Raw genomic sequence first — 20,814 nt, forward strand, 5'->3', positions numbered from 1 at the left:
GACAACGGTCGGCGCAGCCGCTCACCGATCGCTCACCGGTCGCTGACGAGCCCGTCCAGCCGCTCGAGGTCCGCCACCGCGCCGAGCTCGCGGAACAGGTCGCGGGCCGCCCCGATGTCGCCCAGCTGCTCGAGCGCGACGGCCCGGCCCCACCGGTCGCCCAGCTCGGCGAACCGTGCGTGCGCGGCGGTCAGCTCCGGCTCGGCCGGCCCGGCGTCGCCGTCGAGCGTGTGCCCGATGGCCGCGGCGACCAGCGCGAACGACTGCGACCAGGGGTCGGCGGCGAACTCGACCCCGGCGTGCGGGCCGTCGGTCATGAACCGCACCAGCGGGAGGTACGGCGAGCGCGGCGGCCCCGGCGGGTAGGGCCCAGGCGCCGGCCGGCCGGCGGCCGCGGTGGCGACGGCGAGGGCGTGCTCCTCGCGGTGGTCCGGCAGCGTGGCCGTCGCGGCGGCGAGCCGGGCGGCGACGGCGGCCCGCTCGCCGGTCTGCCCGCGCAGGTGCCCGTGCCAGGTCAGCGCGGTGAGCAGCCGCAGGCCCAGGACCGGGTCGTGCTCGGCGGACCATCCCAGCGCGACGGCGAGGTTGTCGTGCTCGGCGTCGAGCCGGGCCAGCCAGGTCAGCTGCTCGTGGCCGCGCAGGTGCGGCTCGGCCGCCTCGGCCAGCTCGAGGAACGTCCGCGCGTGCCTTGCGTGGACGTCGTCGGCGATGCCGAGGTGGCCGGCGCAGTACTCGCGGACGGTGGACAGCATGCCGTAGCGGTCGCCGGCCCGCTGGAGCAGCGACTTCTCGGTCAGGCCGGAGAGCAGGTCGTCCGGCTGCGGCTCGACGGCCGTGGCGGTGCCGGCCGTGACCCCGCCCGGGAACGCCGCGACCCGGGCGGCGAACCGCTGTTCCGCCGGGGTGAGGAGGTCCCAGCTCCACGCGGTGACGGCGTGCAGCGTGCGGTGGCGGGGCGCGGCGGTCCGGTCGCCACGGGTCAGGACGGCGAACCGGTCGTCCATGCGGTTCGCCAGCTCGGCCAGGCCGACGGTGCGCAACCGGGCCGCGGCCAGCTCGATCGCCAACGGCAGGCCGTCGAGGGCCGCGCAGATCCGCCGGACCGCCGCGGCATCTGCCGGCGCTGCCGCTCCGTTGGTCAGTGCGCGAGGCGGGGCTGCCGCGGCGGCCCGCCGGTGGAACAGCCGGACCGCGTCATCCAGGGGGAGCGGGTGGACCGGCCAGACCTGCTCGCCGGTGAGCCCGAACGGCTCGCGGCCGGTCGCCAGCACGCGCACGCCCGGCGCGGCCGTCAGTACCCGCCGGAGCAGGACGGCCAGCTCGGCGACCACGCGGTCGCAGGTGTCGAGGACCAGCAGGATCCGGCAGTCCGTCAGCGCCGCTACCAGCCGCTCGGCCGCGTCGACCGGCCCGGTCCGGATCGGGAACAGCCCGGCCGCCGGCCGTCCCAGCGCGCCGAGCAGCACGGACGGCAGGCTCACCCCGTCCTCGACCGGCCCGAGGTCGGCGAAGCACACCTCGCCCACCGGGCCGGGCGAGCCTGCCGCCTCGATGGCCAGGCGGGTCTTGCCGACGCCGCCCGGCCCGGTCAGCGTGACCAGGCGACCGGACGCCAGCAGCTCGCGGACCCGCGCGACCTCCTCCGTCCGCCCGACGAAGCCGGTCAGCGGGGCCGGCAGCGGCCGCGGCCCGGCCACCGCCGAGACCGCCGCCGACGGCGACGGCGTCAGCCCGGCTCCGGCCGAAGGGTCGCGCAGCAGCGCCGCGTTCAGCTCCACCAGTTCCGGCGAGGGCGGCACGCCGAGCTGGTCGCCGAGCCGGTCGCGGAGCCGGGCGAACACCGTCAGGGCCTCCGCTCGCCGTCCGTCGGCGGCCAGGGCGCGCATCAGTTGCCCGTGCAGGCGTTCCCGCAGCGGCTCGCCGGCCGCGACCGAGGCGAGCGACACCGTCAGCTCACGATGCCGGCCGAGCGCCAGCTCCGCCTCCGCCAGCTCCTCCACGACCGCCAGCCGGCGTTCCTCCAGGTCCGCCGCGGCCGCGGCGGCGAACGGCGCCTCGGCGACGTCGGCCAACGCCGGGCCACGCCACAGGTCCAGCGCCGCCCGCAGCCGCTCGGCCGCCCTCTCCGCCGCCAGCCGGGTGAAGCGGTGCACGTCGACCGCCTCGGGGTCGACTGCCAGCCGGTACCCGCTCCGGCCGTGCTCCACCGAGATGCCGCGCGACCGCAGCCGGGACACCTGCGCCTCGATGGCGTGCCGCGGCGAACCGGGCGGCTCCGTGCCGTAGACGCCGTCGATCAGCCGCGGCACCGGCACCCAGCGGCCGGCGTCGAGGGCGAGCAGCGCCAGCAGGGCGCGCGCCCGAGGCCCGCCCACCGCGAGCGGGACGCCGTCCTCGCCGATGGCCTCGAGCGGGCCGAGCAGCCGGACGAGCACGCGGGTCAGCCGGCGGCGAGGGCGCGGAAACGGCTGAGGTCGCCGCCGCAGGCGTTGGTGACCAGCTCCAGCGCGTCGGGGTCGTCGGAGTCGTGCAGCTGCAACGCCAGGACGGTGTTGATCAGCATGCCCTCGGCGAGGAAGTGGCTGGCGTCCTCGGGCGAGAGCCCGGCCTCGTCGCGGAGCAGCCGGTAGATGGCCAGGAACCCGTCGCGGCCGATGGGGCCGATCGCGGGGTCGTTGCCGAGGCTGAAGATGTGCAGCAGCGACAGCAGGATGCCGCGGTCGGCGATGAGGTCGAGGTAGGCCTGGCCCAGCCGCTTGTCGACCGGCTCGCCGTCGTCGGTGGCGATGGCGGTCCGGAACGCCGTCTCGATGCGGCCGACCGCGCGGTGGGCGACCTCGACGAACAGGGCTTCCTTGCTGCCGAACGTGCGCACGACGTAGGCCTGGCTGATGCCGGCGGCGACGGCGATCTGGTCGGTGGTGGCGCCCGCGTAGCCGCGCTCGCCGAACACGACGCTCGCCGCGGCCAGGATCGACTCGCGCCGCTCGGCCGCCGGGAGCCGCTGTCTCGTCTCCATGGTTGACATGTTATCAGTCGATTACTACTGTCTAAGTAATCAACCGATTACAACCGCTGAGAGGTGCGGCAGATGAACGGCGTGCGACCCCGGCCGACGTGGCTGCTGATCCTGGCGGCGTCGTTGCCCATGTTCATGGCGTCACTGGACAACCTGGTCGTGACCAGCGCGCTTCCGGTCCTGCAACGCGAGTTCGACGCGACCATCGAGGAACTGCAGTGGTTCGTCAACGCCTACACGCTGTCGTTCGCCGGGCTGATCCTCGTGGCCGTCGCGCTCGGTGACCGGTTCGGCCGGCGGCGGGTGTTCACGCTCGGGCTGGCGCTGTTCACGGTGTCGTCCGTGCTGTGCGCGCTGAGCGTTGAGTCGTGGCAGCTGATCGCCGCCCGAGCCGTCCAGGGCGCCAGTGCGGCGGCACTGATGCCGCTCTCGCTGACGCTGCTGTCCACCTCGGTGGCGCCTCGCCTGCGGCCGATGGCCATCGGCATCTGGGGCGGCGTGACGGGGCTCGGCGTCGCCCTCGGCCCGCTGGTCGGCGGCGCCGTCGTCGAGGGGCTGAGCTGGAACGCGATCTTCTGGCTGAACGTGCCGATCGGCCTGCTGTCGTTGCCGCTGGTGCTGACGGTGCTGCCGGAGTCGTTCGGCCGGCGCGTGCGCATTGACCTGGTCGGCGTCGGCCTGGCCAGCGCGGGGCTCCTCGCGGTGGTCCTCGGCATCGTCCGGGCCGAGTCGGCCGGCTGGGGGAGCGCGCAGATCGTCGCGACGCTGGCGGCCGGCGTGGCGCTGCTCGGCATGTTCGTGGCGTGGGAGCGGCGGACGGCGGACCCGCTGCTGTCGCTCGGGCTGTTCCGCGACCGGGGCTTCTCCACGGCCAACCTGGTCGGCGTGCTGTTCAGCTTCGGCATCTTCGGGGCGATCTTCATCCTCATCCAGTTCCTGCAGATCGTGCAGGGCCACAGTCCGCTCGAGGCCGGTGTGCTGACCATGCCGTGGACGCTGGCGCCGATGTTCGTGGCGCCGCTGGCCGGGCTGGCGGTGCCGCGCATCGGGACCCGGCTGCCGATCGTGGTGGGGCTGGCGTTCGTCGCGGTGGCGCTGACCTGGATCGCGCTGGTCCTGACCGAGGACGTCGCCTATGGGCGGCTGGTCGTGGCGTTCGCGCTGGCCGGCGTCGGCATGGGCCTGGTCATCGCGCCCAGCGCCACCGCCGTCCTGGCCACCATCCGCGACGAGGACAACGCGAAGGCGTCCGGCACCAACTCCGCGCTCCGCGAGGTCGGCGTCGCGCTCGGCATCGCGGTGCTGACGGCGGTCTTCACCGGCGCGGGCGGCACGCTGACGCCGACGGGGTACGTCGACGCCGCGGTGACCGCCGTCCTGGTCGGCGCGGGCGTCGTGGGTCTGGGGGCGCTTGCCGCGCTCGCCCTGCCGCACGGCCGGACCGCGCGCTCGGCAGCCGGCGGCGACGGCTCACCCACCGCTTCGGCCGAGCCGGTCGGGGCCGCCCGCCCGTAAGTGTTCCCCGCTTTGCAATGAGCACCCATACGCACCACCCGTGCGGCGGTGCGTATGGGTGCTCATTGCAAAGCGGGCTCAGGGCAGCACGGAGATGAGGTCGGCGCTGTAGATCAGCACAGGACGGTCAGGGGCGCCGCGGCGCGCGAACGAGCACGCCAGCAGGCTAGCCGGGCGACGACGGGGTCAGTTAAGCCAGCGGCGGGTCTTCTTCGCCGTGACGCGGTCCCAGGCCGGGCCGAACCGGCGCTCGGCGTCGGCCGCGCCGACCTGGTGGCGGTCGTACAGCAGGCCGAAGGTGAAGCCGTTCTCCCGGGCCTGCCCGGCCCGCGCACCGAGCTGACGCACGACCGGCATGATGACCGCGCTGTCCTGGTGCTCGCCGAGCACCGACGCGACCTTCTTGGCCCGCTTGCGCAGCCGGTTCGCGGGCTTGCCGACGGCCGGCCGGGCCAGCTCCGCGGCGTAGCGGAGCCGCTTGGCCGCTTTCCGGGCGTCGTGCAGCGCCTCCTCGTGGTCGTCGGCGTCGTCGATACGGCACACCCGGCGCTTCGTCGTCCGGTACGCCCTGCGCACGTGCCGCGGCAGCTCGTCGGCCGCGGACCGGGCGGCTCGATCCGTCAGCGGCGGGTCGGCGATCAGCTCGTTCAACGCGTCGAGCAGGCGCAGGTACCGGCGCGACCGCAGCGTCTGCTCGACCGCCGTGGCCGCCTTGGCCCGCGCCGGGGCGAAGTGCCGGGTCAGCCGGGCGGCGACCGGTCCGACCACGAGCTCGGCCGGCAGTTCGGCGACCTGCCCGGTCAGCGTCTCCTCCATGACCTCCAGGTCGCGGGCCGGGCCGAGTCGCCGGCCGAGCCAGCGCAGCTCCGCCCGGACCGGCTCGGTCCGGCGGCGGTCGAACAGCCGGAGGTACACCCGCAGCGTGCTGCGCAGCCGGCGGGACGCGACCCGCAGCTGGTGGACGGCGTCCGGCTCCGCGCGCCGGGCGGCGAGGTCCATCGCCGTCAGCGTCGCGACCTGCCGGCGCAGGTAGGCGACGACCTGGCCACCGGCGGTGTCGTCCGCCGGCCGGTCCGCGTCAGGCTCGTGCTCGAGCGCGCGGGCCAGCTTGGACGGGGCGGAGCTGCGCCGCATCCCGTGCCGGCGCAGCTGCGCGTCGGCCGACTTCAGCAGCGCGGTGTCGCCGTCGCCGGCCAGCTCGAACTCGACCTCGCGCCACCGGACGGTGGTCTTGCGGCGCAGGTCGGTCGCCTCGACGCGGTCGTCGGTCAGCTCCGCGACCGGCCGGCCGCGGTCGCCGAGCACACGCCAGGTGGTCCGGTCGGTGACGATGTGCGCGACCGGCTCCAGCGGCGCGCCGCGGGTCTGGCCGGCGAGCAGGTCCGCGAACTCGGCCGGCGGAGCGCTCGCGCCGCCGCCCGGATCGTCCAGCGGCAGCCGCAGCTCGACCCGGGTGTCGGCGTCCACACCGGGCAGCTTCAGGTGCCAGCCCGCGTCGGCACCACCGGCTCGCCGCCGCAGGGTGACCCCGGCCCGGATCAGCCGCAGGTCGGACGTGTCGAAGTAGACGGCCTGGAGCTCGTCGGTGCTCGGGTCCGCCGGGGTCGCCCCGCCCGCGAAGGTCAGCCCCGGCACGGGCGCCACAGGCCCGTCGTCGCGGACGTCGTACTTGCGCTCGCGTTCGGTGTAGGCCGTCATGTACATCGGCTACCCGGTGCGCGTCGCCACAAACCGGGCGGTCGTCGCGTCAGGGCGTGACGGCGACGATCTCGGCCGACGTCACCCGGCCGTCGCTCAGCGTGAGCAGGCCCATCGTGCCGCGCGGCTGGCGGCGCTTGTCGGTGGGCGAGCCGGGGTTGAAGACGCGGAAGCCGCCGGACTCCTCGTTCCACGGGATGTGCGAGTGCCCGAACACCACCAGGTCGGTGTCGGGGAACCGCGCCCGCAGCCGCGGCAGCCGCCCGGACGCCGGGCCGCTGTCGTGCAGCATCGCGATGCGCACGCCGGCGACGGTGAGCCGCAGCTCCTCGGGCGCGCCCCACGCCGCGACGTCGGCGCCGTCGTTGTTGCCCTGCACCGCGTGGACCGGTGCGAACGCCGCCAGCTCGTCCAGGACGGCCGGCAGGCACACGTCGCCCGCATGGAGGATGAGGTCGACGCCGTCCAGCAGCCGGGCCACTGCCGGCGGGCAGGACTTCCAGAACCGTGGCGCGTGCGTGTCGGACAGCACCGCGACGCGGACGGCGTCAGCCATCGGCCCGGGCGACCGTGATGATCAGGCGGCTGTCGGGCGCGAACGGCCGGCGGTCCCACCAGCCGTACCGTTCCTCGACCACGAACCCGGCCGCCGTGAGCAGCGCGCCCAACGTCGCCGCGTCGACGAACCGGAGCGTGGCCCGGTCGACCCGCAGCGCCGTGCCGTCGCGCGTCCCCGTGGTCTCGGTCAACGTCACCATGCCGTCCGCGACCGCCTCGACGTCGTGCCAGACGCGCAGCTCGCGGCCGGCGGCGTCGACGGTGTCCATGCCGTTCTCCGGCCGCCACGACTCCCACTCCCGCGCGCCGGGGTTGCGAGTCTCGAAGGCGAACCGGCCGCCGTTCGTCAGCGCCCGGCGGATCGCCCCCAGCGACGCCGTCAGGTCGTCGTCAGCTCGGAGCTCCTGGAACGCGTTGCCGGCCATGACCGCCAGCTCGAACTCGCCCGAAGCGGTGAGGCCGGCCGCCGTGCCCTCGACCCACTCGACGTCGGTGCGCCGGCGGGCCCGGGCCAGCGCGGCGGGGTCGGGGTCGAGCCCGCACAACCGGCCGGCGTGCCCCTCGGCACGGGCGCGGCGCAGCAACCCGCCCGGCCCGCAGCCGACGTCGAGGACGGAGCCGGCCGCCATGACCCGCTCGAGGTAGAAGTCGTCGCCGGGACCCCAGGGGTTGAGCACCTCGTAGAGCGCCGCCACGTCGTCGTCGGTGTACACCCGCGCCAGCCTAGGCCCGCTGACCTGCACGTCAATCGAATATGCACGGGACGTGAAGGTCGCGGCGGTTGCTTGGGAGCATGACCGAACAGAAGATCATTGCAGTGGTGGGCGCCACCGGGCAGCAGGGCGGCGGGGTCGCGCGGGCGATCCTCGACGACCCCGAGCGGCGGTTCGCGCTCCGGGCGCTCACCCGGCGGCCCGACTCGGACGCGGCGAAGGCGCTGGCCGCCCAGGGTGCGGAGATCGTCACCGCCGACCTCGACGACGAGGCGAGCGTGCGGGCCGCGCTCGACGGCGCCTACGGTGGCTTCTTCGTCACAGCGTTCTGGGAGTACAACTCCGTCGAGCGCGAGCAGCGCCAGGCCCGGGTGCTGGCCGGCGCGGCCGCGGCGGCGGGCCTGCGGCACGTGATCTGGTCGACGCTGCCCGACACCCGCGCGCACATCGACCCCGACGACGACCGCGCGCCGACCCTGGAGGGCGGCTACAAGGTGCCGCACTTCGACGGCAAGGGCGAGGCCGACGCCTTCTTCGCCGAGGCCGGCGTCCCGACGACCTACCTGTCGACGACCTTCTACTTCGAGGCGTTCATCGACTTCTTCCGGCCGGCCCGCGGCGAGGACGGCGTGCTGTCGGTGAAGGTGCCGATGGGCGACAGCAAGCTGCCCGGCATCGCGGCGGAGGACATCGGCCGGACGGCGTTCGGCATCTTCGCGCGCGGCCCGGAGCTGGCCGGGCAGACGGTGAGCATCTCCGGCGAGAACCTCACCGGCGCGGAGTACGCGGCGGCGTTCAGCAAGGAGCTGGGCGAGACGGTCGAGTACCGGCCGATGAGCCTCGACGAGGTCCGCGCGCTGCCGGTGCCGGGCGCCGACGACATCGCGAACATGTTCTTCTTCTACGCCGAGCACGAGGACGCCTTCGCCGGGGCGCGGGTGCCTGAGAAGGTCCGCGAGCTCAACCCGCACCTGCAGGACTTCGCCGGCTGGCTGGCCGCCCATCGCGACGCGTTCACCGCGACCAGGTGATCGGAATACCGCTTCCGGACCCGTCGTTGGCTCCCACGAGTGGGCGACGGGTCCGGAGGAGGTGGCGTGGCCGACGAGCTGCGGTTCGAGCTGCTCGGGCCGGTGCGCGCCTGGCGCGGCGACGACGAGGTCGCGCTGGGCTCGCCGCAGCAGCGCTCGCTGCTCGCGTTCCTCCTGCTGCAGGACGGCACGCCGGTGACGGCCGGCCAGGCGGTCGCGGCGCTCTGGGACGGCGAGCCGCCGCCGGCCGCCGTCGGCATGGTCCGCTCGTACGTGTCGCGGCTGCGCCGGGCGCTGGGTCCCGGTGCCGTCGGGTCGGTCGCGGGCGGGTACGCCGTCCGGGCCGGTCGCACCGACCTGACGGAGTTCCGCCGGCTGCTGGCCGCGGCCCGGTCGGTGTGGCGCTCCGGCGACGGTGACGCGGCGGCTGCGGCGACGGCGTTGCGCTCGGCCCTCGCGCTCTGGCAGGGCACCCCGCTGGCCGGTGTGCCGGCCGACTTCGCCGCGTTCGAACGGGTCCGGCTGGCCGAGCTGCGGCTGACGGCGCTCGAGGACCTCGCCGCGGCCGACATCGGCGCCGGCCGCTCCGCCGAGGCTGCCGCCGACCTCGCCGAGCTGGCCGCCGAGGAGCCGCTGCGCGAGCGGCCGCGCGAGCTGCTCATGCTGGCGCTCTACCGGTCCGGGCGGCAGGCCGACGCCCTCGCCGTCTTCGCCGACGTCCAGCGCCGGCTGGCCGACGAGCTGGGCCTCTACCCGGGCCCGGACCTGCGCGAGATGCAGCGGCGCATCCTCGCGGCCGACCCCGCCCTCGACCTGCCCGACGCGGTGCCAGCCGAGCCGCGGCCGTCGCCGCCGGCGTTCGCCGGGCCGGTCGCGCGGCCCTGCCAGCTGCCGCCCGACCTGCCGGACTTCGTGGGCCGGCGGGAGGAGCTGGCCGCGGCGGCGGCCGCGCTGACCCCGTCGGCCGGGACCGTCCCCGTCGTCGGCGTCGAAGGGCTGGCCCGCATCGGCAAGACCGCGTTCGCCGTGCACCTCGGGCGCACGCTTCCCCACTTCACCGAGGGCCACCTGTTCGTCGACCTCGCCACGTCCGCCGACCCGCTGACCGAGCTGCTGCGCGGCATCGGGGTGCCGGCCGGCGAGCTGCCGGGCTCGGCCGGCGAGCGGGCCACGCTCTGGCGCACGCTGTCGGCGGACCGGCGGCTGCTGATCGTGCTCGACGACGCCCGCGACGGCGCGCAGGTGCGGTCGCTGCTGCCCGGCGCGGGCGGCGCGGCGGTGCTGGTGACCGCACGGCAGCGGCTCTACGGCCTGGCCGCGACCCGCTGGCTGACGCTCGGCGTGCTGCCCGGCGACGACGCGCGGACGCTGCTCGAGCGGCTGGTCGGGGCCGAGCGGCTGCGCCGCGAGCCGGACGCCGCCCGCACGCTGCTCGGCCGAGCCGGCGGGCTGCCGCAGGTGGTGCAGACGCTCGGCGAGCGCATCGCGTCGCGGCCGGACTGGACGCTGGCCGTCGCACTCGAGCGGCTGCACCGGCCTGAGCCGGGCTCGCCGGTGCGCCCGCCGGAGTGCTCGGCGATCGAGGACCCGTACGACGCGATGCTCGTGGGCCTGGCGCCCGAGCAGGTCCGGGCGTTCCTGCTGCTGTCGGTGCCGGAGCTGCCGGAGGTCACGCCGGCGATGGCGGCGCAGGTGCTCGGGCTGCCGCTCGACGCCGCCGCCGCGCTGGTCGAGTCGCTGGTCGACCTGCATCTGCTGACCGCCACCGGGCCCGGTGCCTACGCGTACGTGGCCCCGCTGCGGACGTTCGCCCGGCACCGCGCCCGCGAGAGCTACGGCGCGCCCGGCCGCGACGACGTCCGCACCCTGCTGCGCGCCGTGCCCTGATCCGTCCTCGGGCGTGCCCTTTTCGCCCGGCCCGGCGATGACGTGGGTGCCATGTCACCGACCACGGGCGTTCGGTACTCCGGCGACCCGGCTAGGAGGGCACCATGCGCAGACTCGTCACCGGGCTCGCCGGACTCGGCATGCTCGCCACCGTTCTGACCGGCGCGGGGACGGCGGCGTCCGAGCCGCCGCACGTGCCCGGCGGCCCGTGCCTGCAGGAGGATCAGAACGTCAGCCTGTCCAGCGTCGCCGGCTACGACGACGTCGTCCAGGCGCTGGACCGGATCGAGCGGACCAGCCAGGGCCGCGTCAGCGTGCAGTCGGCCGGCGCCTCCGGTGAGGGGCGCGAGCTGTACCACGCCACCGTCGGCACCGGCCCGACGACGTTCTGGCTGCAGGCCCGCATCCACGGCAACGAGCTGCACAGCACCGAGGCCGTGCTGCAGATCCTCGACCACCTGGCGAGCGGCTCGCCGGACGCCCGGCTGATCCGCGAGAACCTCACCGTCGTCGTGATCCCGATGTACAACCCCGACGGCGCCGAGGCGAACATCCGGCAGAGCACCACGCCGACCCGCATCGACCTCAACCGCGACTGGGAGAACTTCGCCCAGCCCGAGACCGTCGCGTTCTGGAGGCTGTGGCGCGACGTCGCACCGGAGCTGGCCCTGGACCTGCACCACATGGGCGAGGCGCCGATCGTCGAGGGCACGAACGACCTCAACCAGTTCCAGATCGGCGCCCGCTCCATCGACCCGAGCCGGATGACGGCCGAGCAGTGGCTGACGAACCGTCAGATGGCCATGGCCAGCGTCGAGGCACTGGACCAGTACGGGCTGGCGAACGTCGCGCACTACCCGCTGATCGACATCACCAACGCCGGCCTCAGCCGCATGCTCATGGGCGGCACCGCGCCGGCCGGTGAGCAGCCGGTCCTGCAGAGCCCGACGATGGGCGCGATCTTCTACGAGGTCCGCTCCGTAGGACAGAAGAGCAACGGGCAACTGGAGAACCTGTTCCGCATCCCGACGATGGCGGTCCTGCGGGCCGCGGCCGACGGGTCGCTCGCCACGCAGGACGTGTCCGGGTACGAGGACCTGCCGTTCGCGAGCCAGGAGCAGTGCGGCCGGTTCTGACCCACCGACCCCGGGGCCGGCCCGTAACGTGCGCGGGCCGGCCCCGGTTCCTGGTCAGCCGCCCAGCAGCGCGTCGCCGAGCGCCGTCCGGGCGTAGAGGACCACCCGGCCGGTGCGGTGCGACGTCACCAGGCCGGCCGCGCGCAACGCGCCCAGGTGCTGCGAGACGCCGCCGGCGGTGAGCGCGGTGCGGCGGGCCAGTTCGCCGGTCGACGCGGGGGAGTCCAGCTGGGCCAGCAGCAGCGCCCGGGACCGGCCGACCACCCCGGCCAGCGCATCGGGTGCCGCCGGCCGGCCGCGCTCCCACAGTGTCGCGACCCCGCGGGCCGGGTAGCGCACGACCGGCTGCCACGGCTCCTCCGTTTTCGAGGCGACGTGCGGCCACAGGAACGCCGACGGCACCAGCACCAGGCCGCGGCCGCGCAGCCGCCGGGTCTCGCTGACCGACACGTGCCTGACGGTGAGCGCGTCGCCGGACCACGCGATCGCCGGGTCGAGGTCGGCGAACAGCGCCGGTGCGCCGCCGGCGGCCAGTCGCCGGGCCCGGTACAGCACGTCGCCCTCGAGCAGGTCGCGCAGCCGCGGCCACGACGGCGCCAGCGCCAGCTCCCAGTACGCCGCGACCGTCTCGACCAGCGCGTCCAGCGCCGGCCGCCCGCCGGTCACCAGCGCCGGGTCGGTCGCGCGCAGCAGCGCCAGCTCGTCGTCCAGCTCGGGCGTCGGCGTGACGGGGGTGGGCGCGAGGTAGCCGGGCAGCGTCCGGCCGGCCGCCGGCACCTGGGTCGTGAGCGGGCGCAGGTCCAGGCCGGAGCCGGCCAGCCGCTCGCGCGTCGCCTTGACCCACGGCAGCTGCAGCGCGTGCGCGGCCGGCTGGCGCAGCACCCGGACGCTCGCGACCACCTCCCACAGCGGCGAGAAGGCGAACCGCGTGAGCGAGAGGTCCTGGGCGGTGAAGGTCAGCTCGAGCATTCAGCTCAGCCTAAATCTCTCGGCAGCGCGGCCGCCAGCCACGAGGGTGACGCCATGACCGTCACCGCCCCGCCGCGACCGCGGCGCGACCTCCACCTGCTCTACGCCGCCGCGACCGCGAGCAAGCTGGGCATGGAGGTCGGCTCGTTCGCACTGCCACTGGTCGCCGTCATCGCGCTGGACGCCTCGCCGGGCCAGGTGGGGCTGGTGGCGACGCTGACGACCGCCGCGTTCCTGCTGATCGGGCTGCCCGCCGGGGTGTGGGTGGACCGGGCCCGCCGCCGCGGCATCATGGTCGCCGCCGACCTCGTCCGCGCGGCCCTCTACGCGTCGATCCCGATCGCCTGGGGGCTGGACCTGCTGACGATGGAGCAGCTCTACCTCGTGGCGTTGCTGGCCGGGTTCGCGACGGTGTTCTTCGACGTCTCGGCGCTGAGCTACCTGCCGCACGTCGCCGGGCGGGACCGGCTGATGTCGGCCAACTCGGTGCTCGGCAGCATCGACTCCGTCGTGCACATCGGCGGGCAGAGCGCCGCGGGGTTCCTGGTGCAACTGGCGTCGGCGCCGGTCGCGATGGTCACGACGGCGGCCGGCTACGTGCTGTCGGGCGGGTTCCTGGCCGGGATCCGGCGGCGTGAGCCCGCCGTCGCGACGTCCGGCGCGCCACGCGAGCCGCTGGTCCGCTCGATCGCCGCCGGCGTCCGGTTCGTGGCCGGCCACCGGATCCTGCGCTCCGTCGCCGTGGCCGGGGCGATGACGAACCTCGGTATGCAGTTGGTGCTGGTCATGTTGCCGGTGCTGGTCGTACAGCGGCTGGGCCTGTCGCCCGGCGTGCTCGGCCTGTTCTTCGCCGTCGGCGGGGTGAGTGGGCTGATCGGCGCGGCGACGGCGACCCGCGTGGTCGGCCGGCTGGGAGCCGGCCGTGCGCTGTGGCTGCTCGGCGTGCTGGTCGGGCCGGCCGGGCTGCTGGTGCCGCTGATCGGGCCCGGCCCATGGCTCTGGGTGGCCGGCGCCGGCTGGGTGGTATTGGTCTTCAAGATCTCCGTCGACAACGTCGTGCTGGTCAGCTTCCGGCAGCGGGTCACCCCGGACCACCTGCTCGGGCGGCAGAACGCGACGATGCGGTTCCTGCTGACCGGTTCGGTGGCGATCGGCGCCGGGCTGTCCGGGCTGATCGGCGCGACGGCCGGCCCGCGGGCGGCGCTCTGGGCCGGGGCCGGCGTGCTGGCGCTGGTGTGGGTGCCGCTCTACCTGTCGCCGTTGCGGCGGCTGCGCTCGCTCACCGACGCGACGTCCTGAGCGATCGCCTCGATCTCGTCGGCGAACCGCTTCGGCGCGTCGAGCGGGACGAAGGTCCGGGCCTTGGGCACCGACACGAAGGTGGCGTCGCGGAACGCCCCCTGGAGCCGCCGGCCCAGCTTGGTTGTGAAGGCGCGGTCGTCGGCGCCCCAGACCAGTGAGACGGGGCCCGGGAAGCGGTCCAGCCGGGTCGAGACGTCGAGCAGCTCGTCCGCGTCGGCCGCCTTCAGGAACCGCACCAGGTCGCGGACGACACCGTCGTCGCTGAGCGCGGGTTCGATCCAGGAGCGGGTCAGGTCGGCCGGGAGGTCGTGCGCCAGCAGGCCGAACCCGAGCCAGGACTGCCGCAGCGGGCGGACCCGCATCTGCCCGGCCAGGAACCGGGCGCGGCGCTCGTTCCGGAGCAGCGCGAACAGCGGCTTGAAGGGCGTGGGAGGGAAGACGTCGAGGCCGTCGCAGTTGCTGAGCACGACCCGTCCGACGCGGCTGGGGTTCTCGTCGATGACGAACTGGGCCAGCGCGCCGCCGGTGTCGTTGCCGACCAGCGTGACGGCGTCCAGGTCCAGCGCGTCGAGGAACTCGACGACCAGGCGCGCGACGCCGCGCGGCGACAGGTCGGCGTCGGGCTTCATGGCCGTGCGGTGTGCGCCGAGCGGCCAGTCGGGCGCGTAGGACCGGATCCCGCGCTCCGCCAGGAGGTCGGCCACCCTCGACCACAGCCTCCCATCGGTGAGCAGCGCGTGGACGAACACGACGGGCGGCGCGGCGGACGTGTCCGGTCCCGCGACGCGGTAGTGCATTTCGCCGGCGGAGAGCTCGATCGTGGCCATGGGAGGACCTCCTAGACTCAAGAACACAAACAAACAGGCTGCACGTAAGGTAACATACAGACAGTATGAATGTTAAGCGTCGCACTCAAGCGGAACGGTCCGCCGCCACCCGCATCGCGCTGGTCGCCGCGGGCCGGCGGCTCTTCGCCGCTCAGGGCTTCGCCGGCGTGGGCACCGAGGCGATCGTCCGCGAGGCCTCCGTCAGCCGGGGAGCGCTCTATCACCAGTTCGCCGACAAGACCGAGCTGTTCGCGGCGGTGCTCGATGACGTCGAGTCCGAGGTCGCCCAGCACCTCGCCGAGGTCGCGGGCGCCGCGGCAGAGGACGGCTTCGTGGCGGTCATGCTGCGCGCGGTGGAGGCGTGGCTCGAGCTCTGCGATCGGCCGGACATCCAGCGCATCGTGCTCGTCGACGGCCCGTCGGTACTGGGCTGGGCCCGGTGGCGCGAGATCTGCCAGTTCCACGTCCTGGGGCTCATCCAGGCCCTTCTCGAACAGGGCATGGCCGCGGGCGAGGTGGAGCGGCAGCCGATCGTCCCGCTGTCCCACGCGCTGATCGCGGTCGCGGACGAGGCGGCGATGTACGTCGCCTCCGCGGCCGATCCCGCTACCGCCCGAACCGAGATGGTGGACGTCGCCCGCCGGCTCCTCACGGGGTTCCTGACGCCGGCCGCGCGCCCCGCCTGACACCCTCGCCCCCTGCCCGTTGATCATGGAGAAGGTCGGGTTTCCTGGCCGTCGAGAGCCGACCTTCTCCATGATCAACGGGGTCGGGGGGAGCGGGTGGCGGCCAGGGCGGCCGCCGCGAGCATGACGGCGAACGTGCCGTAGGCGGCGGTGAGGCTCGTGCTGGCCAGCGCCCCGCCGCCGGCCTGGCCGAGCAGTCCGCCGACGGTCTCGGCCGTGATGACCGCCGTCGCCAGCTGTGCCGCCCGCGCGCTGGTCCCCGTGGTCGCCCGGAGGTAGAGGCCGGGGTAGGCCAGCCCGACCCCGACGCCGCCGAGGGCCCAGGCGACCAGCGCGACGGCGAACTCGCGCGGCCCGGCGGCGAGGACGGCGGTGGCGGCCGCCGTCAGCGCGAGCCCGGCCGCCGGGACCTGCCGCTCCGGCGCCAGCCGGGTGACGACCAGGCTGGTCAGGCCCCACGCCAGCGGCGCGGCGCCGAGCACGGCCGCCGCCCGGGCGAGGCTGACGCCGTACTCGTCGGTCAGCAGGACGGTGACGAGGCTGTCGGCGCCGACGTACCCGGCGCCGAACAGCGTCATCGCGGCCAGTGCCGCCGGGGCTCCGCGCCGCAGCCGGGCCGTCCCCGCGGGCAGCAGCGCGATCGTCCCGGCGACCGCGGCCAGCGCGCCCACGGCGGCGACCGGCCAGACCCCGCCGGCCAGGACGACGGCCGCCGCGCCGGCCGGGATGAGCAGCGCGACCGGCCGCAGCCGCTGCCCGTCACCCGGCCCGTCATCCGGCCCGTCATCCCGCCCGGCACCGGACGGCGGCTCGCCGCGGACCGCGCTTACCACCAGGAACCGCCCGGCCAGCACGACCGGCACCGGCGCCAGCAGGGCCCACCGCCAGCCGGCCGCGTGTTCGAGCGCGAGCGTCGCGGCCGGGCCGACCATCGCGGGCAGGATCCACATCGCCGACGACGCGGCGACCACCTTCAAGCGCAGCCGCTCGTCCAGCCGCCGGATCGCGGCGCTGATCCCGAAGACGGCGAGCAGCCCGCCCGCGGCGCCGGCGGTGAACCGGCCGAGCGCGAACGCCCACGCCTGCTGCGCTGTCGCCGCGACGACCAGCCCGCCGACGTAGAAGGCCGTGCCGGCCGCCAGCGTCCGCCCGGCGCCCAGCCCGCGCAGCACCGTCCCGGCCAGCGGCATCGCGACGAACAGGCCGAGCGTGCCGCCGGCGATCAGCAGGCCGAGCCGGTCGCGGGCGCCGAGGTCGGCGGCGACGATCGGCAGCAGCGTCGACCCGACGAACGTGCTTACGGCCGCGGCGAACTCGAGCGCGACGATGCCCACGGCGAGCCGGCGGTTGCTCATGCGAGCATGCTAGCAACCTAGCGGCCGAGCCTCATCCGCCGAAGACGGCCCGGTGCTCGGCGACCCACTGCGCGAACGTCCGGGCCGGCCGCCCGGTGACCTGCTCGACGGTCGGCAGCACGGTGTAGCCGGCCTCCGGCGGGTTCGTCCGCATCAGCAGGAAGAACTCGACCTCCTCGTCGGAGAAGCCCTGCTCCCGCCACTGGCCGACGATCTGGTCCTGGGACAGCTCCTCGAAGCGGATCGGCCGGCCGAGCACCTCGCCGATCACCGCGACCTTCTGCGGCGCGGTCAGCGCCTCGGGCCCGGTCAGCCAGTACTCCTGGCCGGCATGCTCGGCGCCGCCCGTCAGCGCGGCCGCCGCGACGGAGGCGATGTCGGCGTCGTGCACCATGGCCGACGGGATGTCCGGGAAGCCGTCGCGGACGACTCCCTCGGACCGGATCGAGTCGGCCCACTCCTGCACGTTGGACATGAACTCGACCGGCGCGAGGGAGGTGCACGCCAGGCCGCTCGCCTCGATGGCCAGTTCCAGGTCGCTCTTCTCCAGTTCGCCCTTGAGCAGCGTGACCCGGCGCACGCCCTTGCGCAGGGCGGTCTCGGCGATCTCCGCGCCGTTGTCGAGCGGGGAGTAGTCGGCGGCGTCGAAGCCGATGAGGTGCGCCGCGGCCACGCCCTCGAACGCGGCGTCGAGGCTGCCGGCGTCCTTGAGGTTGCCGGCGACGACGTCGGTGGCCGGCGGCAGGGCGGCGCGCTCCGGGTCGCGGGTCAGCGCCCGGACCCGGTGCCCGGCGCCGAGCAACTGATCGACCAACGGCCGGCCGACGTTGCCCGAAGCGCCGGTGACCAGGACGGATGTGGGTGCGTTGTTCGTCATGCCTCGACGGTAGGACCCCTTCCGGTAACTTTCTGTCCGCAATTCACGAGGGGTTGAAGCACGGGTCGTGCGCGAAGGCGCCGAACGCCTGCTGCGCCGGGCCGCCGTCGGGGACGGTGACCCGCCAGTCGTCGCCGTCGGGGGCGTCGCCGTCGCGGTGGAAGTAGACGAACGCCTTCAGCCGCGGGTAGTCCGCCTTCACGACGGCGCGGGTGGTGGTCAGCCAGCTCGCCTGCACCGAGTCCACCGCGGCCCGGTGCACGCCGGTCTCGCCGACCATGAACGGCTTGTCGTGCTCGACGGCGAACGCGTGCGCCGCGTCGAACATCAGGTCGAACGGGCGGTAGTGGTAGGCCGGGTCGGTGTGCGGGCGGGCGTACGCGTCGGCGGCGATCCAGTCCACATGGTCGTCGCCGGGGTAGAAGGCGTCGGCCTTGAACGTCTCGCGGTACGCCCGCCAGGTGGGACACCAGACGAACGCGACGTTCGGCGCCGCGACGAGGAACTTCCAGTGCACGTACCGCCAGGTGTCCGTGAACAGCCCGGTGTCGGTGTAGCGCAGGTCGAACTCCCAGGTGAACCGCAGGAACAGCGGCGCGCCGAGCGACGCCAGCAAGGTCGCCTGGCCCTCGATCTCGACGTCGTGCACCCCGTCGAGGATCTCCTGCAGCCGTGCCTGCGGCCCGGCGCCCCACGAGATCATCGGGATCCGGCCGGCGGCAATGTCGTTCTGCCACCGCTGCGTGTGTGGCGGCTCGCCCGCGTGGTGGAAGCAGTGGTTGATGCCGAGCTGGTGGCCGATCTTCGTCTCCAGCGACTCCGGCTGTGAGACCCCGGCGTCGTTCCCGGCATACACGTAGGCGCCGAAGTGGGCGCCGGCCGACGGGATCAGCTCGCTGCGGTCGCGGGGTGCGGCGCCACGTGCGACGCCGGCGCCCAACGCGGTCGCCACGGCCGTGCCGGCGGTGAGCTTGATGAAGTCGCGTCGCTCCATCGCCCTCACCCCGCGATCTCGATCAGCGCGAACTCGATCTCCGGCACCTTCCGCCCGGTCCCGTGGTCGACGACCGCGGCGCCCCACTGGGTGAACTGCGGCTCGATGTTGCGGTAGCCGCGGTTGCCGCGCAGCACGATCCCGCTCGAGTCCTGGACGCTGACGGCGTACGGGTACGGCCCGAGCACGGTCGCGACCCGGAAGAACACCGGGTTGGCGAACAGCAGGCCGGAGCTGCCGGTGATCTCCACGGCCTGCGACCGCCAGCCGTAGATGTGGTCCTCCGTCTGCAGGCCGAGGAACCGCCAGCCGTGCACGTTGCGGAGCACGACCTCGCGATGCTCGTGGTGTTCGACGGAGATCTCGTAGACGCGTGCGGGCACGTCGGTGTCCTCGACCAGCAGGCCGTTGTCGGCCCAGCCGTTGATGCTCCAGACGTTGGCGATCGTGCCACCGCCGCCGCGCACCCAGATGCTGTACTTGTGCCGTCCGCGGTAGGTGTAGCCCGGGTCGCCGGACGTGATGTCGTCCGGGTGCCACTTGATGAACTGCGTCGCGATGTCGGCCAGGTACGACCCGTCGCCGGACTGCCAGAGCAGGTTCACCGCACCGGGGGTCTGCTTCGCCGTGTCCACACCGAGCCCGACGACGATGTTCCGGCCGCCGAGCGGGGTCTCGACCAGTGCCCGCGGCGCGTCCGGGTCGGTGAAGTTCGGGTGCCCGTCGGCGGCGAGGAACCACGTCTGCCGGGGATGCAGCCCGATGAGGTTCGACGTCGGACGCAGCCGCAGGGTGTCACTGAGCACGTACTGCCCGATCGGCACGTACACGGTGTCGTACCGGTCGACGGCGGCCTGGAACACCTCGAGGTCGTCCTCGCCTGCGCCGATGGTCCGCCCGAGCGAGGCGGCGACGTCGGCCACGTTCGTCCACTCGCCGACCGGCGGCAGGTCGGGCACGTCGGTGCGCAGGATCCGCTTCGTCCAGCCCGTCCCAGCGGCCCCGACGACGTCCGCGTGGACGCCGTCGGTGCGGCTCTCGGCCGACGACAGCGCGCGCTCGACCCGCAGCCCGTACGTCAGCTCCTTGATCCGGCTGCTCGCGGTACGGGCCCGGGTCCGCTCGCCGGTCTGCGCGAGGAGCAGCAGGTCGCGCGTGCCCGCGGCGGTGCAGTTCAGCAGCGTCAGCTGGTTGCTGCCGCGGATCAGCGGGTCGGCGGCGCCGGGGATGGTGGAGCTCTCGTTCAGCACCACGGCGACGTCGCCGACGTCCTGGAAGTGCGAGTCCTCGACGTAGAGGTGCTGCCACTGGTCGACGGCGGACTCGAACGCCCGCGGCGCGCCGGCGAACACCGATCGGACGACCACCAGCTTGGCGTCGTTGAACATCCGGACGTTCATGCCGCGCTGGCCCTCGAACCGGCAGTCCAGCAAGGTCGTCTGCCAGCCGGCTGAGGCGGCGTAGGCGTGGAAGCCGATCTCGCCGCCGAACACCCGCACCCGCTGGATGAGGTTGGCGTTGTGGTCGATGCCGGTGTGGCCCTCGCCGACGTGGATGTCCATGTCCTGCAGGAGGCACAGCTGGGCGCCGGCGAACCGGACGGCGAAGGTGTTCGGATTGCCGGGCTCGACGACGATGTCGAGGTTCACCAGGCCGGAGCCGAACGTGTCGTTGTTGGCGTACGTGAGCACGCCGCCGAACGGCCGGCGCCGGAACGAGAACAGGTCCCGCGGCGTGCCGGTCGCGTAGCCGGGCGTCGAGGCGCCGAGCACGAACACCGGCCGCCGCGCCCCGTACCCGACGATCCGGACCGAGTCCCAGACGTCGATCGGCGCGGACAGCCGGTACCGGCCGGACGGCACCAGCACGACGCCGCCGCCGTCGCCGTGCGCGAAGCCGCGGGCGCCGCCGAGGATGTCGCCGAGCTTGTTGGCGATGCCCCGGCGCGACGCCTCGTCGACGGCGGCCTGCAGCGCGGCGGTGTCGTCGCCGACGCCGTCGCCATGTGCGGTGAACCCGGGGGAGCCGAGCACGACGGTGGTCGGGTCGGCCGGCAGCCCGGTGAGCGTCGACCCGAACACCGTCGGGTCCACGCCGGACTCCGACCAGCCGGCGGCCGCCGCCCGGGCGGGTGCCAGCGGGAGCAGTGGTGCGGCCGCGAGGCCGGCAGTGATGGCCAGCAACGAACGGCGGGAGAGCGATGGTGCGTCGGACGGGTGGTTCGGCGACATCGGCGAACTCCTCTCG

Annotated in this window: 17 protein-coding genes; 6 read left to right on the top strand and 11 right to left on the bottom strand. The window is 74.5% G+C overall.

Annotated features, from left to right (window positions below):
* Nucleotides 1-32: 32 nt before the first annotated feature.
* Nucleotides 33-2,435: an ATP-binding protein gene (locus tag BLV05_RS09330; RefSeq protein WP_052762707.1), complete on the bottom strand. Its 2,403-nt coding sequence runs from the start codon at nt 2,433-2,435 to the stop codon at nt 33-35.
* A 5-nt stretch (nt 2,436-2,440) separates the two neighbouring features.
* On the bottom strand, nt 2,441-3,019 hold the full coding sequence (locus BLV05_RS09335; RefSeq protein ID WP_052762708.1) for a TetR/AcrR family transcriptional regulator: 579 nt from the start codon (nt 3,017-3,019) through the stop codon (nt 2,441-2,443).
* Nucleotides 3,020-3,091: 72 nt separating this feature from the next.
* On the opposite strand from BLV05_RS09335, the gene BLV05_RS09340 reads away from it, so the two are divergent.
* Complete coding sequence (locus BLV05_RS09340; RefSeq protein ID WP_046770259.1) at nt 3,092-4,534, top strand: DHA2 family efflux MFS transporter permease subunit; 1,443 nt, start codon at nt 3,092-3,094, stop codon at nt 4,532-4,534.
* A gap of 186 nt (nt 4,535-4,720) precedes the next feature.
* Here the strand turns inward: BLV05_RS09340 and BLV05_RS09345 are convergent, their stop codons facing one another.
* The 3 genes from BLV05_RS09345 to BLV05_RS09355 are packed head-to-tail and all read right to left on the bottom strand — an operon-like array spanning nt 4,721 to nt 7,503.
* Complete coding sequence (locus BLV05_RS09345; RefSeq protein WP_046770344.1) at nt 4,721-6,232, bottom strand: CYTH and CHAD domain-containing protein; 1,512 nt, start codon at nt 6,230-6,232, stop codon at nt 4,721-4,723.
* Nucleotides 6,233-6,281: 49 nt separating this feature from the next.
* Complete coding sequence (locus tag BLV05_RS09350) at nt 6,282-6,788, bottom strand: metallophosphoesterase family protein (protein ID WP_046770260.1); 507 nt, start codon at nt 6,786-6,788, stop codon at nt 6,282-6,284.
* On the bottom strand, nt 6,781-7,503 hold the full coding sequence (locus tag BLV05_RS09355; RefSeq protein ID WP_046770261.1) for a class I SAM-dependent methyltransferase: 723 nt from the start codon (nt 7,501-7,503) through the stop codon (nt 6,781-6,783). The genes BLV05_RS09350 and BLV05_RS09355 overlap by 8 nt, the downstream gene beginning before the upstream one ends.
* An 80-nt stretch (nt 7,504-7,583) precedes the next feature.
* On the opposite strand from BLV05_RS09355, the gene BLV05_RS09360 reads away from it, so the two are divergent.
* The 3 genes from BLV05_RS09360 (at nt 7,584) to BLV05_RS09370 (ending at nt 11,557) form a co-directional block, all read left to right on the top strand.
* Nucleotides 7,584-8,534 carry an NmrA/HSCARG family protein gene (locus tag BLV05_RS09360; protein WP_046770262.1) on the top strand — a complete coding sequence of 317 codons (951 nt, stop codon included), beginning with the start codon at nt 7,584-7,586 and terminating at the stop codon, nt 8,532-8,534.
* A gap of 66 nt (nt 8,535-8,600) precedes the next feature.
* Nucleotides 8,601-10,421: an AfsR/SARP family transcriptional regulator gene (locus BLV05_RS09365; protein ID WP_052762710.1), complete on the top strand. Its 1,821-nt coding sequence runs from the start codon at nt 8,601-8,603 to the stop codon at nt 10,419-10,421.
* Between the two features lie 104 nt (nt 10,422-10,525).
* Complete coding sequence (locus tag BLV05_RS09370; RefSeq protein WP_052762711.1) at nt 10,526-11,557, top strand: M14 family zinc carboxypeptidase; 1,032 nt, start codon at nt 10,526-10,528, stop codon at nt 11,555-11,557.
* A 54-nt stretch (nt 11,558-11,611) separates the two neighbouring features.
* On the opposite strand, the gene BLV05_RS09375 is transcribed toward BLV05_RS09370, so the two are convergent.
* A complete protein-coding gene (locus tag BLV05_RS09375) occupies nt 11,612-12,526 on the bottom strand; it encodes an ArsR/SmtB family transcription factor (RefSeq protein WP_046770263.1) in 915 nt (304 codons plus the stop codon).
* A gap of 54 nt (nt 12,527-12,580) precedes the next feature.
* On the opposite strand from BLV05_RS09375, the gene BLV05_RS09380 reads away from it, so the two are divergent.
* Entirely contained in the window at nt 12,581-13,825 is a 1,245-nt protein-coding gene (locus BLV05_RS09380) for an MFS transporter (RefSeq protein ID WP_046770264.1), read from the top strand.
* On the opposite strand, the gene BLV05_RS09385 is transcribed toward BLV05_RS09380, so the two are convergent.
* The gene (locus BLV05_RS09385) at nt 13,774-14,655 is read right to left on the bottom strand and encodes an alpha/beta fold hydrolase (RefSeq protein WP_046770265.1); all 882 of its coding nucleotides are present in this window, start codon (nt 14,653-14,655) and stop codon (nt 13,774-13,776) included. The genes BLV05_RS09380 and BLV05_RS09385 overlap by 52 nt on opposite strands.
* Before the next feature lie 65 nt (nt 14,656-14,720).
* On the opposite strand from BLV05_RS09385, the gene BLV05_RS09390 reads away from it, so the two are divergent.
* Entirely contained in the window at nt 14,721-15,341 is a 621-nt protein-coding gene (locus tag BLV05_RS09390; RefSeq protein WP_046770266.1) for a TetR/AcrR family transcriptional regulator, read from the top strand.
* Between the two features lie 74 nt (nt 15,342-15,415).
* Here the strand turns inward: BLV05_RS09390 and BLV05_RS09395 are convergent, their stop codons facing one another.
* The 4 genes from BLV05_RS09395 to BLV05_RS09410 are packed head-to-tail and all read right to left on the bottom strand — an operon-like array spanning nt 15,416 to nt 20,798.
* Nucleotides 15,416-16,696, bottom strand: a complete 1,281-nt coding sequence (locus tag BLV05_RS09395) for an MFS transporter (RefSeq protein ID WP_046770267.1) — start codon at nt 16,694-16,696, stop codon at nt 15,416-15,418.
* Nucleotides 16,697-16,727: 31 nt separating this feature from the next.
* Nucleotides 16,728-17,573, bottom strand: coding sequence for an SDR family oxidoreductase (locus BLV05_RS09400; protein WP_046770268.1), 846 nt, complete (start codon nt 17,571-17,573; stop codon nt 16,728-16,730).
* A 43-nt stretch (nt 17,574-17,616) separates the two neighbouring features.
* A complete protein-coding gene (locus BLV05_RS09405) occupies nt 17,617-18,567 on the bottom strand; it encodes a glycoside hydrolase family 26 protein (RefSeq protein WP_152690874.1) in 951 nt (316 codons plus the stop codon).
* A 5-nt stretch (nt 18,568-18,572) separates the two neighbouring features.
* Nucleotides 18,573-20,798 (bottom strand): glycosyl hydrolase family 28-related protein, encoded by a 2,226-nt coding sequence (locus tag BLV05_RS09410; protein WP_046770269.1) that lies wholly within the window; start codon nt 20,796-20,798, stop codon nt 18,573-18,575.
* Nucleotides 20,799-20,814: the final 16 nt, after the last annotated feature.

The organism is Jiangella alkaliphila (assembly GCF_900105925.1).
Lineage (GTDB): Bacteria > Actinomycetota > Actinomycetes > Jiangellales > Jiangellaceae > Jiangella > Jiangella alkaliphila.

Coding starts and splice junctions, on each gene's coding strand:
- BLV05_RS09350 (WP_046770260.1), bottom strand. CDS start 6,788: ATGGCTGACGCCGTCCGCGTCGCGGTGCTGTCCGACACGCACGCGCCA.
- BLV05_RS09405 (WP_152690874.1), bottom strand. CDS start 18,567: ATGGAGCGACGCGACTTCATCAAGCTCACCGCCGGCACGGCCGTGGCG.
- BLV05_RS09340 (WP_046770259.1), top strand. CDS start 3,092: ATGAACGGCGTGCGACCCCGGCCGACGTGGCTGCTGATCCTGGCGGCG.
- BLV05_RS09370 (WP_052762711.1), top strand. CDS start 10,526: ATGCGCAGACTCGTCACCGGGCTCGCCGGACTCGGCATGCTCGCCACC.
- BLV05_RS09375 (WP_046770263.1), bottom strand. CDS start 12,526: ATGCTCGAGCTGACCTTCACCGCCCAGGACCTCTCGCTCACGCGGTTC.
- BLV05_RS09395 (WP_046770267.1), bottom strand. CDS start 16,696: ATGAGCAACCGCCGGCTCGCCGTGGGCATCGTCGCGCTCGAGTTCGCC.
- BLV05_RS09390 (WP_046770266.1), top strand. CDS start 14,721: ATGAATGTTAAGCGTCGCACTCAAGCGGAACGGTCCGCCGCCACCCGC.
- BLV05_RS09335 (WP_052762708.1), bottom strand. CDS start 3,019: ATGGAGACGAGACAGCGGCTCCCGGCGGCCGAGCGGCGCGAGTCGATC.
- BLV05_RS09400 (WP_046770268.1), bottom strand. CDS start 17,573: ATGACGAACAACGCACCCACATCCGTCCTGGTCACCGGCGCTTCGGGC.
- BLV05_RS09385 (WP_046770265.1), bottom strand. CDS start 14,655: ATGGCCACGATCGAGCTCTCCGCCGGCGAAATGCACTACCGCGTCGCG.
- BLV05_RS09380 (WP_046770264.1), top strand. CDS start 12,581: ATGACCGTCACCGCCCCGCCGCGACCGCGGCGCGACCTCCACCTGCTC.
- BLV05_RS09345 (WP_046770344.1), bottom strand. CDS start 6,232: ATGACGGCCTACACCGAACGCGAGCGCAAGTACGACGTCCGCGACGAC.
- BLV05_RS09360 (WP_046770262.1), top strand. CDS start 7,584: ATGACCGAACAGAAGATCATTGCAGTGGTGGGCGCCACCGGGCAGCAG.
- BLV05_RS09410 (WP_046770269.1), bottom strand. CDS start 20,798: ATGTCGCCGAACCACCCGTCCGACGCACCATCGCTCTCCCGCCGTTCG.